The sequence below is a fragment of the Aquibacillus halophilus genome, from assembly GCF_009649745.1.
In the GTDB taxonomy this organism is placed as follows: domain Bacteria; phylum Bacillota; class Bacilli; order Bacillales; family Amphibacillaceae; genus Aquibacillus; species Aquibacillus halophilus.
In genome coordinates, this window is the sequence record NZ_WJNG01000012.1 from 65194 (window position 1) to 77835 (window position 12642).

The 12642-nt window shown below is 35.6% G+C and carries 10 protein-coding genes; 6 read left to right on the plus strand and 4 right to left on the minus strand.

Going from position 1 to position 12642, the window contains the following annotated elements; all coding sequences use genetic code 11:
- The first annotated feature begins 47 nt into the window (after positions 1–47).
- The gene (locus tag GH741_RS14750) at positions 48–461 is read left to right on the plus strand and encodes a DUF4395 domain-containing protein (protein WP_153737521.1); all 414 of its coding nucleotides are present in this window, start codon (positions 48–50) and stop codon (positions 459–461) included.
- A 110-nt stretch (positions 462–571) separates the two neighbouring features.
- Here GH741_RS14750 and GH741_RS14755 read toward each other — a convergent pair whose 3' ends face one another.
- From GH741_RS14755 to GH741_RS14770, 4 genes are all read right to left on the minus strand, one after another.
- Positions 572–1969: an NAD-dependent malic enzyme gene (locus GH741_RS14755; protein ID WP_153737522.1), complete on the minus strand. Its 1398-nt coding sequence runs from the start codon at positions 1967–1969 to the stop codon at positions 572–574.
- A gap of 314 nt (positions 1970–2283) precedes the next feature.
- Complete coding sequence (locus tag GH741_RS14760) at positions 2284–4533, minus strand: UvrD-helicase domain-containing protein (RefSeq protein ID WP_153737523.1); 2250 nt, start codon at positions 4531–4533, stop codon at positions 2284–2286.
- 149 nt (positions 4534–4682) lie between these two features.
- On the minus strand, positions 4683–5159 hold the full coding sequence (locus GH741_RS14765; protein WP_153737524.1) for a hypothetical protein: 477 nt from the start codon (positions 5157–5159) through the stop codon (positions 4683–4685).
- A 167-nt stretch (positions 5160–5326) separates the two neighbouring features.
- The gene (locus GH741_RS14770; RefSeq protein WP_153737525.1) at positions 5327–5740 is read right to left on the minus strand and encodes a sporulation protein; all 414 of its coding nucleotides are present in this window, start codon (positions 5738–5740) and stop codon (positions 5327–5329) included.
- Between the two features lie 601 nt (positions 5741–6341).
- Between GH741_RS14770 and GH741_RS14775 the strand changes: the two genes are divergently transcribed.
- The 5 genes from GH741_RS14775 (at position 6342) to glpK (ending at position 12607) form a co-directional block, all read left to right on the plus strand.
- The gene (locus tag GH741_RS14775; RefSeq protein ID WP_153737526.1) at positions 6342–6551 is read left to right on the plus strand and encodes a stage VI sporulation protein F; all 210 of its coding nucleotides are present in this window, start codon (positions 6342–6344) and stop codon (positions 6549–6551) included.
- A 149-nt stretch (positions 6552–6700) separates the two neighbouring features.
- Positions 6701–7954 (plus strand): EAL and HDOD domain-containing protein, encoded by a 1254-nt coding sequence (locus tag GH741_RS14780; RefSeq protein ID WP_153737527.1) that lies wholly within the window; start codon positions 6701–6703, stop codon positions 7952–7954.
- Positions 7955–8051: 97 nt separating this feature from the next.
- The gene (locus GH741_RS14785) at positions 8052–8969 is read left to right on the plus strand and encodes an aldo/keto reductase (protein WP_153737528.1); all 918 of its coding nucleotides are present in this window, start codon (positions 8052–8054) and stop codon (positions 8967–8969) included.
- 879 nt (positions 8970–9848) lie between these two features.
- A complete protein-coding gene (locus GH741_RS14790; protein ID WP_153737529.1) occupies positions 9849–10565 on the plus strand; it encodes a YebC/PmpR family DNA-binding transcriptional regulator in 717 nt (238 codons plus the stop codon).
- Between the two features lie 551 nt (positions 10566–11116).
- A complete protein-coding gene (gene glpK / locus GH741_RS14795) occupies positions 11117–12607 on the plus strand; it encodes a glycerol kinase GlpK (protein WP_153737530.1) in 1491 nt (496 codons plus the stop codon).
- Positions 12608–12642 lie beyond the last annotated feature (35 nt).

Below are 12642 nucleotides of genomic sequence, written 5' to 3' on the forward strand. Positions count from 1 at the left end.
CCGAGTAAAAACCTGTGTATAATAAGAATTAGATAAGGAGGAATTTTATGAGTATTCCTAAACCTCTAGTAAAACTAAATCAATTTTTTATTGTTATTTCTGTTATTCTTGGCCTGATCTTTCATGAGGCAATCTTAGCTATTCCTTTTATTATCGGTATTTACACACTAATCACACGAAAAAACCCTATTATTTTGTTAGGGAAAAGGTTCCTGTCCAAACCGTTGAATCAATATATTCAAGAGGATAAAAATCAACAAATCTTTAACCAGTGGATTGCTACAGTTTGTTTGGGCTTGTCGGTTTTATTCTTTTATTTGAATTTTATTATAGCGGCTTACGTATTTAGTATTATGGTCGCAGTCGCAGCAGGGTTAGCGTTAATGGGTTATTGTATTGGTTGTACGATTCGTTACCGATTTATGATGTGGAGATATAATAGAAGCAAATTACAATCCTAGTTATTAAAGCTACAACTCTATTAAACGAATTGTAGCTTTTTTGTTTTAACACATTTGAACAGTGTGCACAAAAGTACAGCTCTTTCATCAAAGTGAAAGAGCTGTACTTTTTATATTTTTTTCGCAACTCCAGTTTCATGGGCTGCTTTGATGACAGCTTCTTTTATCTTCGGAACAACTTGGTCATTAAATACACCTGGAATGATATAATCTTCGTTAAGTTCATCATCTCCAATGGTAGAAGCAATTGCTTTAGCTGCAGCAAGCTTCATTTCCTCATTAATAGTTGAAGCTCTACAATCAAGGACACCACGGAAAATGCCTGGAAAACATAAGACATTGTTGACCTGGTTGGGATAATCAGATCTCCCTGTTGCCATGATTTTTACATAAGGACTTGCATCCTCTGGCGAAATTTCTGGATTTGGATTTGCTAAAGCAAACACAATCGCTTGATCGGCCATCTTTTTCACATCTTCAACTTTTAGAATTCCGGCAGCAGAAACACCGATAAAAATGTCTGCATTTTCGATAACAGAAGAAAGAGGGCCTTGTTCGTTAGTTGGATTAGTATTGTTTGAATACCAATCCCACATTTTATTTTCGTAGGTTTCATCTCTATTAATCGCACCGTTTCTATCCACACCGACAACATTTTTAGCACCTGCATTTAATAACATTTTTGTAATTGCGATCCCAGCGGCTCCAATCCCGCAGACAACAATTTTACAATCTTCTATATTCTTTTTGGTGATTTTTAAGGCATTAAATATACCAGCAAGTACTACAATCGCTGTTCCGTGTTGGTCATCATGGAAAACGGGAATGTCTAATTCTTTTTTCAACCTATCTTCAATTTCAAAACATTGAGGTGAAGCGATATCCTCTAGATTAATTCCACCAAAAGTAGGACTGAGTGCTTTAATGATCATGATGATTTCTTCGGTATCTGTTGTGTTTAAACAAAGTGGATAGGCGTTAATATTTGCAAATTGTTTAAAAAGCATTGCCTTACCTTCCATTACTGGCATGGCGGCTTCTGGTTTGATTTTTCCTAGTCCTAGTACAGCTGTTCCGTCTGAAATAACTGCAACAGCATTGTTTTTAATTGTTAAATTGTAGGCTAGTAGTGGGTTTTTATCTATAGCTTGACTTACTCTAGCAACCTCAGGTGTATATACTTGAGATAATTGTTCGCGATTATCAATCGATATCTTTGATTTTATTTCAATTTTACCACCCAGGTGCACTAGAAACGTTCGGTCAGAAACGTGCTTCACACTAACACCATTTAAAGCATTGATTGAGTTAACTATTTTCTCTTGTTCCATCTCATTGCCAACTCTTATTGTTATATCTCTAACGGTCATTTCCTGTCCTTCTTTAATAACATCAATCGCGACCATATCTCCGCTTGAATTACTAATACAAGTAGCAATTTCTCCAAATGTTATTAGCTGCTTATTAATTTCTAATCGTAATATTGCATGCATGTTAGAACGTGCCATGTAAACATCCCCTTTTCTAAAGTTCTGGATAAGAAAAATTAACATTACCATTTGTAAGCGGTTTCCGAAGAAGTAAAAAATATAAGTTCGCATGAAAAAGAAGAGTGTGAGTATTTTCAAGAAGTTATTTATTATGCTAACACATATTGGTAGGATAAAAAATAATATTCTCTTAGCTATCTTAAATTAATTTTTATTTGGCAATTAACTTTAGTTGCGCAAAAAGTTATGATTCCTCTTTATCCTTAGAAAAACATAAGGAGCCGAGTCACTATAAATGAACTCAACTCTTTAGTCAGGTTATCTAAGGGATCTTACACAAATCTTACTCCTTGTTCCATTATTCCTTTACACATAGGACATTGGCGGTTCTTTTCTAGGGTTTCTTCATGAGTAGTAATCTTCATCCATCCATTACATGTATCACTTGTACAATCCCAGATTAATACTCGGTTATGTTTCTTATCTGATTTGTTTCGAATGTTGCTATCGCTTCGTTCTTTTTCAGGTGTGAATGGATCTAAAATAAAGCGAGAAATCTCTACTTGTTCACCTCGGTAATAGGCTGGTGAACTGACATACAATTCTTGCTTGGCTCTCGTAATCGCTACATAAGCTAATCTCCGCTCTTCCTCGATTGCAGTGGTTACTTTTTTTAACCCCTTGTCAGCAGAAATTAGATCTTTTCGATCGTTTGCTTCTAAGGCTGAACTGTGTGGAAGAATGCCTTCCGAAGCTCCGGTTAAAAAGACAACCGGATATTCGAGTCCTTTAGAACGATGAATCGTCATTAAGGATATAGCATTGGCATCAGGTACTCGTCTAATTGTTTCCATCTCTTTATTTTTCTCAATTACATCATCGATAAAGGCTACATACTCTGCAACAGTATTAAATTTTGCAGCGGATGCTTCAATCTCAGCCAAAGTTTCAAGTACCATTTCTTTGTGTAGGGTAATATTTTTTCGCTCATTTGCTTCTAAGTAGTTATCATACGAATCTCGAATTCTTTTGATAGCTTGTACTGGTTTGAGGTCTTTCAAATTTTCAATAAGTTTAACCCGGTCTTGAATTTGTTTTTTCTGAAAGTCTCTTAAGCCATGTAATGATAACAGATGTTTAATCGGTTTCTTTACTGGATTTAGTAATTGTTCTGCTTCTATATGATAAATTCCTTTGCTTCGATTTATAAATAGGGTTGGCAATATTGTTTCAATCGCTTGCACATCTGCTGGCTGTAGTGATAGTCGTAAATGGTCAATTACAGGTTTAACGATATTCTGCTCATAAAAGGTTTCCCCCTTGGTATAGGTAATGAAAGGAATCCCTTTGATTACTAACTGATCAAAAATGGCGCGTGAACTACTGTTTGTCCTGTGTAAAATAACAAAATCACTATAGCATCTGCTACCATTTTGAACATCCATGGTTATCTTTTCAATTATTTTAATTGCTTCATCATCTGTTGAATTGGGCCTAAGATAATAGGGTGGATTTTCACTAGTATTTGTCGCTATTAACGTTTTCTTGTTTCGAAATTGGTTAAATTCGATAACTTGATTGGCGAGTCCGATAATACTTGCAGTTGACCGATAGTTAATATCTAAGGTAATCACTTTGGTGTTAGGGTATAGCTTTTCAAACTTCAAAATAATCGAGCTGTCGGCACCGTTAAAGGTATAGATCGTTTGATCGTCATCCCCGACAACGAACAAGTTATTATTTGGCTTGGAAATTAGCTTAATTAATTCAAATTGAATTGGGTTGGTATCTTGCCATTCATCACATAAAATGTAGTTAAAACGAACCTGCATTGATTGAAGTAATTGCTCGTCCTTTTTTAGAAGATGATAGGCTTCTAACAGCATGTCATCAAAATCAATAAGGTTGTTGTCTTTTTTCCAATACTCGTATTTTTGTAATATTTCTTTAATCTCTTTTTCTACAGATGTTTTTGATGGGAAATCATCAATACTCTGCATCTTATTTTTAAAAGAAGATAAAATTGCAAGTAAGGTTTCAGGTTCATAGGAATCATTTAAATTTTTTTCTTTAAGGATTAATTTAACGGTTAGCTGTTTGCGTTTTTCACTACTAAGAACTTGTTGGTTGTAGCCTCTACTTTTTAATAGACGGTAAAAGATAGAGTGGAATGTACCAACAGTAATGGTATTTGTTATTTGTTTCGTTAAGCCTGGCAATTGGCTGATTCTCGTTTTCATCTCATCAGCAGCTTTTTTCGTAAAAGTAACAAGCATAATTGTTTTTGGATTTACTTTTTTTACTGAAATCAAATAACCTGTTCGAGAAGTAAGTACTCTTGTTTTTCCACTACCAGCTCCAGCTAATACTAAAGCGGGACCATCAAAATGACGGGTCGCTTCTATTTGTTGCTTATTTAAATTAATTCCTTCCTCTTCCAAGGAACGAAAAAAAGAAGCATCTTTTTCACTATCATTAACTAGCTCGACACTTGTTTTATTGTCAGCAAGGGTTGCATTTTTAACTAAATTAATTTGTTGAGATTCGAATGGGGTAGTTGAGAATTTAAGATGTTTAATCATGTTTTCACCTGCAACTTTATTGTCTAGTTTATTTATGGTAAACATCTATTTTAATCGATGGATTCAGGAGTGGCAATGGTAGAATTTTTCCTTAATGTGAAAAACAAAAAGACAGTAGAGCTTGAATTACTCTACTGTCTGTCTAAAAGTTATTTGGCTGCTTTTGCTTTTTCTTTAAATTTCATTAGCATTTTTTCAGAATCCTTTAAGTATTTCTTTAGTTCCTTTAAATCGGGATTATCCTTTTTAGCAATAGCAATTAAAGGATAAAGACTTTTTTCGATTTTGGCATAATCATCAGGATATTTCTCTTCTACTTCCTTTTCAATCATATCCCAATTTTCCTCTAACGATTCACCAAGTTGATTGATTTGTTTGGTGTCATCTGGAGCAGCCTTTAATGTGCCTTTCAGCTTTTCAACGATAGCAAGGACAACCTCAGTTCCTTTTTCTAAATCAACTTCAATTTCTTCCTCATCCTCGTTTTCAGTTTGAATAGATATTCCGTTCTGTGCTAATACCTTTTCAGTATTGGATGAAACTTGGTTGTCCTGTGAAAAACTGAATCCTGATATGACAGCAACAACAACAAGTAATTGTGTTAACAGAAGTACGGTTTTCTTCATAATAACAACATCTCCTTTCGGTAATTGTTGTTATTTTTACACGTTGTTCCATTTTTATCCGTACTAATCAACTTTTTTTAAAAGCAGATACTAATGATAGAGTAAAAAACAGTCTTTTAGTTTTCTTTCATGCTCTGTAACTACCCTTAGGTTATAAGGGCACATTTTTATTTTGGCTCTTTAGGAGTATCATCATTAGGTAGAACTATAATTTCATCATGATCAATGCTTTTCATATTATCTGTATAAACAATTTTTGTTTGGAACCGATAGGAAACCCCGGTAGAAGATGGATGGAGATCCTTAGGCATTTGATACGTAAAAGGAATTTCTCTTCTATCGTTTGAATGAATCATCTTAGACATCAGAATGGTTTTAACAGGTTCAATATATTCTGTTTTTTTGCCAGGATATTCTTTCACTAAATCACATTCAAGTCTTTCTACTTTTTGCTTTATCCAACCACCTTGGAGATGAAAGGTTCCTGAAACATTGCCTCCAGGTACAATTTCATTATTTGTTAAGACAAGATCTATTGTTGGTGAACAAATTTTTAAAGAACAAATCATTTTTTTAATCAATATAAGAACCTCCGTGATTTTTTATTTCACAATAATAGGAACAATGTTGTGAATTTCAAAAGATTATGCTGAGCCTACAAAGCTTCTAATTGAACTTTTTTAGTTCCAATGATAGGTAAGTCACTAACCTAACAGTTCTTACTAGAAAACACCAAAAAACAATGTAAAAAAACTGTCTGTTAGCTATTTTCTTAGTTTAATAGAATTTTAGATGTTAACTCGTTGGTTTCCTCATGAAATCAATGTCAAATTTTTAAACGTACAAAAAGCCTTCACCAAAATAACTTGGTAAAGGCGTTAATTAGCCATTATAATTCCTTTACCAAGTTGGCAAAGGTCTCGCAAACAACATCTCGTTGCCAGTTAAGCCGATGATAGGATTATCACGTAGTGACGACATAACTGTTAGCTACTCCCCTTTGGAGTATTGTGAGTCTATTAAGAAAGTTTAAAACTCGTAAACTATAAATTTATAATAATCCAAGTAAAGATTTACGTCAATATTTTTTTTTGATCCTAAAATTAAAGAGTAAATCTAGTGTAAACATCCATACCTTTTTCACAAGTGGTCATAAACTAACTGTAAAGGAGGGGAATTGGAATGAATCGTCTACTCAGACAAATAGGATGGAAAACTGGAATCCCACCGACAAATATGTCTGACCTACTATATAGATTTCAACGGACTGATTTCGAAGATGAATATAGTGCAAGAAAATTTATAAAACAGGCAACACGTCAGACAGGTATGCCAATTTCAAGGGAATTGGAGGATATGATTGTTCGTAAGATTATCAAGCGTAGGAGATAACAACAGATCAAGTTTTACAAACCTGGTCTGTTGTTATCTAGTATGTGTATGGTCTTTAATAAAAAAGTTGGAAAATATGGAAAATTTAAAAGGATGGGAGTATAATAGTTCCAATAACATTAGGGAAAAGGGCAGGTGTCGATATACCTATGGAAGTTTTTGTCGCCAAACAACCAATTTTTAACAATAATAATGAATGTATTGCCTATGAATTGTTATATCGAAATAGCCTAGCAAACTTTTTTAATCACACGGATGGTGACAAGGCAACAACCGAGGTAATTGTGAACAGCTTTTTGAACATTGGCATAAAAAAATTATCCAATGGGAAACCCTGCTTTGTAAATTTCACCGAAAAACTTTTAGAATTAAAAGTCCCTACCTACTTTACACCCCATTCTATAGTAATAGAAATTTTAGAAAATGTTGAAATTACTCAACAAACAGTTAATCTATGTAAGGATTTTAAATCATTAGGGTACACAATCGCACTTGATGATTTTTTCTTGATGCATGAAAATGAAAACGTTTTTTCACTTCTACACTATGTCGATATTATAAAGATAGATTTTCTAGCAACCTCAAAGCAAGAGCGGAATGAAATAAAAGACCACTTAAAAAGTTATAACCTTGCTTTTCTTGCTGAAAAAGTTGAAACACAAGAAGAGTATGAAGAGGCTATAGAAGATGGATATGTGTTATTTCAGGGATATTTTTTTAGTGAACCTATTATTTTACAGACTAATGATATCCCGCCTTATTTTTTCCCTTTTATGCTCATCCTTAAGGAATTGGATAAACCAGAGCCAGATATTAATCGGATTTCAAGTGCTATTGAAAGCGACCTGTCGATAACATATAAGCTGCTTAAATTAATCAATTCACCGATTATCCGGACGAAATACGAGATTGGTTCGATAAAACAAGCTGTCGTCTTACTTGGATTAAAGGAAATTAAAAAATGGCTTTATGTTTTAGCCCTGAGGGGAACACATAAAAGTAAAAGCAGCAGTGCCAATATAGAGGTTATCCATCTAAGTTTGACGAGGGCCAAGTTAAGTGAATTAATAGGGGAAGAGCAACCGACACAACAGGATAAATCAAAGTATTTTTTGTTAGGAATGCTTTCATTAATTGATACAGTACTTCATCTACCTATGAAGAAAGTCCTAGATGAGCTTCCCATTTCAAATGATGTAAAAGAAGCCTTACTAGGACAAGATAATGATTTGAGAAAGCATCTAGATTTTATCAAAATAGTGGAACGTCTTAATTTTGATGATGATATTGTAATGGAGCACTCGCTCTCAATTAGTAAGGATCGTTTATTTACTTTGTATTCAAGAGCAAATATATGGGCGGACAACCTACTCAAGGAAGCAGTGGAGGTGGAGATAAAATAATTCAGTTTTCGAGGACGGCCTATTTGCCGAGCCTAAATCATGACCAACAATTAGGATAGTGTTAAAATAGTAACACAATTGAAGATGAGGTGTACATATGAATAAAATTAAACTGGGTACAAGTAATTTACAAGTAGGAGAAATTGCGTTAGGTTGTATGCGGATGAATAGTCTTTCTAAAAAGGATGCCAGCCTTGTTATTGAGAATGCTTTAGAACTAGGAGTGGATTTTTTTGATCACGCAGATATCTATGGTGGGGGAGACTCTGAAAAGATTTTTGCTGATGCAATTGGGATGACCCCGTCTATTCGAGAAAAGATATACATCCAAACAAAGTGTGGTATTGCTAATGGTACGTTTGATTTTTCGAAGGAACATATTCTCGAGTCAGTTGATGGAAGTTTAAGTCGCTTGCAAACAGATTATATTGATGTCTTACTGCTCCATCGTCCCGACACATTAATGGAGCCTGAAGAAGTAGCCGAGGCATTCACTAAGTTAAAGGAAAGCGGAAAGGTGCGTCATTTTGGTGTTAGTAATCAAAATCCAATGCAGGTAGAATTATTGAAAAAGTATGTGAAACAGGACTTGATTGCTAACCAGCTTCAATTAAGTTTAATGTTTACTCCGATGATTGATGCAGGATTGAATGTAAATATGCAACATGATCCCGCTATAGTTCGTGATGGAAGTGTACTTGAGTATAGTAGGTTGAACGATATGACTATTCAAGCATGGTCTCCATTTCAATATGGTATGTTTAAGGGTGTATTTGTTGGAAATGAGAAATTTCCAGAGGTTAATGAAAAACTACAGGAGCTCGCAGAGAAAAAAGGTGTTACTGATTCTGCAATAGCAATTGCATGGATTTTACGACATCCAGCAAAGATTCAACCAGTAGTTGGAACAATGAACCCACAACGGTTAGCGGACATTTCAAAAGCATCTGAAATTGAATTAACTAGACAAGAGTGGTACGAGTTATACCGTGCAGCGGGCAATGATCTGCCGTAAAATGCAAGGCTGTCTTTCGATAGAATATCTATAAACTGCGGCGTAAATGCTAGTTGATTTATTCCACTCTTTCTTGAATCAGTTGCTATGTTGATTTGCACTCCGGGCAGTCGCTTTCCGCCGGCACGGCTTCAGCCTCCTCGTGGAAAACCGCCACTGTGGGGTCTTCAGACGCGTGCTGTTCCGGCAGGAGTCGACTGCCCTATGTTCCAATCAACCGCCATATAAGATTAAATAGCTGTTGGTTTTATTGGTTTTATTGGTTTTTTAATTTTTTAAGTTATTAAACACAACACTATACATCGTAAGAGATACACAAAGAATCACAAAAAATATAACCAATTTACTTCGTGAGATTAGTTATATTACATGATGTATGCATCCTTTGAAGTCACATTTCACTTGAACAGAAAACTTCTCTAAGCTGTGGAAAAATGCGAGACTCCAATGGGAAAGGAACAGTCTGAAGACCCCGCAACGAGTGCTCTTTACTCGTGAGGAGGCTGAGGCGTTCCCCATGGAAAGCGAGTGTTTTTCTACAGCGCCGGTTAGCACTCATCTTGTGAAGGGTGAAAGGAAGCAGTTACGTCGCATTTTACATCGACTGCGAAAACCAAATAGCAACAAAGCAATGAAAACAGCTAAATGAAACTAATTGTATGTGGAACGTATCAAACCTATTTTGATACGTTCTTTTTTGTTTAATTTCGTAGTAAAGTCAATTTCAGCAAGACTTAGATAGCCTTACAAGTTACGGAAGTTTTCTTTATCCTGATCCGTTACAAACAGTAAAATTAATGTATAATGATATTGATGATAAGATATATATAAATTTATGGTTTATAGCAATAGAGAAAGTATAAGAGAGAGGGATACATAATGGGCCGTAAGTGGAATAATATTAAAGAAAAGAAAGCATCTAAAGATAAAAATACGAGTCGGATTTATGCTAAGTTTGGACGTGAAATATATGTGGTTGCTAAACAAGGCGACCCGGATCCAGAATTAAATCAGTCGTTGAAATTTGTCCTTGAACGAGCTAAAACATACAATGTACCAAGAAGTATAATCGACCGTGCGATAGAAAAAGCAAAGGGCGGCTCAGAAGAAAATTACGATGAGCTTCGTTATGAAGGGTTTGGACCAAATGGTTCAATGTTAATTGTTGACACATTAACTAATAATGTAAATCGTACTGCAGCAGAAGTACGAGCTGCATTTAATAAAAATAATGGTAACATGGGTGTTAGTGGTTCGGTTGCTTACATGTTTGACGCTACTGCTATTATTGGTTTTGAGGGTAAAACAGAAGATGAGGCAATTGAAATACTAATGGAGGCGGATATCGACGTTCGTGATCTAGTAGACGAAGATGGAGTGATTATTGTTTATGCTGAACCTGATCAGTTTCACGCTGTGCAGGAAGCATTCAATAATGCTGGTATTACCGAATTTTCAGTAGCAGAATTAACAATGCTTGCTCAAAGTGACGTAGCTCTTCCAACTGAATCACTAGAACAATTCGAAAAATTGATTGATGCATTAGAAGACTTAGAAGATGTCCAACAAGTGTATCACAACGTGGAAATGGAATAATTAGATAAGGTTAGCAGATCTTTGCTTGGGGCAAAGGTCTGCTTTTTTGTACATTTGGATAGGAATGTTTAGTTTAGGACTATTTAATCACAGAAGATATAGGTATATAAAGAATTTAATTGGAATAAATCATACTAATTTATATTGAACTCAAATTATTTTCATAGGTAGAATTAGATATTTAGGAAATAAAATGGGGGCAGTTATTATGAATTCAAAAGGGATATTACCAGTTATAAGAAATATGAGGAATCTTGATAGAGAGTAATTAATACTAAAAATGAAAATTACCCACCTTGTAACTTAGGCCAAAAATTGCCATGCACTACTTCCTATTCCCAGGAATGGCTCGGATTGGAGATACAGTTGGATTCCAGTTGTTGTTCGGAGGGGTTATGGGGCGGTATCTGTATTCTATCAAGTTATGTTTTTTTCTGGGTATTTAGTGCTATTGTGTCTTAAATTTGTTCTGTACAGCATCATCCGAGTTGAAAAAGGGTAGAACAGTTATAGATCAAGTGGAAGAAAAAAACGTTTAAGGGGGATTTTATATGGAGAAGTTTATTTTATCGATAGACCAAGGAACAACAAGCTCGCGTGCAATTCTCTTTAATCATGACGGTGAAATTAAAGGAACTGCTCAACATGAATTCGAGCAATTTTTCCCGAAGCCAGGCTGGGTTGAACATGATGCAAATGAAATCTGGACGTCAGTTTTAGCAGTCATTGCCGAAGTAATGCGAAAGGGCGATGTGGATCCTTCACAAATAGAAGGCATCGGCATCTCTAATCAACGTGAAACAACAGTAGTTTGGGATAAAAATACAGGCAAGCCTATTTATAAGGCACTTGTTTGGCAATCTCGTCAAACAGACGGCATCTGTAAGGAACTAAGAGACCAGGGTCACAACGACCTGTTTAGAGAGAAAACAGGCTTACTAATTGATGCATATTTCTCTGGAACTAAAGTGAAATGGGTATTAGATAATGTTGAAGGTGCTAGAGAAAAAGCGGACAATGGAGATCTAATGTTCGGAACGATTGATACGTGGTTAATCTACAAGCTAACTGGTGGTAAAAAACATGTTACCGACTACTCTAATGCTTCCCGTACACTAATGTATAATATTTATGATTTACAGTGGGATCAGGAATTATTAGATATTTTAACAGTACCAGCTAGTATGCTTCCAGAGGTCCATCAATCTTCAGAAATATATGGACACACTATGGATTACCATTTCTTTGGTTATGAGGTACCGATTGCCGGTGTTGCTGGTGATCAGCAAGCAGCATTATTTGGGCAAGCATGTTATGAGAGTGGTATGGCAAAGAACACTTATGGTACTGGATGTTTTATGTTAATGAATACTGGTGAAAAAGCTGTACCTTCTGAGCATGGCTTGTTAACAACGCTAGCTTGGGGGATAGATGGTAAGGTAGAGTATGCATTGGAAGGAAGTATCTTCGTTGCAGGTTCTGCTATTCAATGGCTACGTGATGGACTGCGTATGTTCAAGGATGCAAAGGATAGTGAAGCTTATGCAACAAGGGTTGATTCAACCGATGGTGTTTATATGGTGCCAGCATTTGTCGGTCTTGGCACACCATATTGGGATAGTGATGCGCGTGGCGCCGTATTTGGTATTACTCGAGGAACATCAAAAGAGCATTTTGTCCGCGCAACACTAGAATCTCTTGCATACCAAACAAAGGATGTACTCGATGCTATGATTGCTGATTCAGGGATTGAACTTAAAGCTTTGAGAGTCGATGGTGGAGTTGTACAAAATAACTTCTTAATGCAATTCCAAAGTGATATTCTTGGTGTACCAGTCGAGCGTCCAGTGGTAAGTGAAACAACAGCGTTGGGTGCAGCCTATTTAGCTGGCTTAGCAGTTGGATTTTGGGACAATCGTGAAGAAATTGCAAGGCAATGGAAGAAAGAAAAGACATATACAACAGAGATGTCCAAAGAAACTAGTGATCAACTGTATTCAGGTTGGCAAAAAGCAGTTGAAGCGACAAGAAAGTTTAAATAATTTTTCTGGAAATCTCTCATGTATCTTGCACTGTG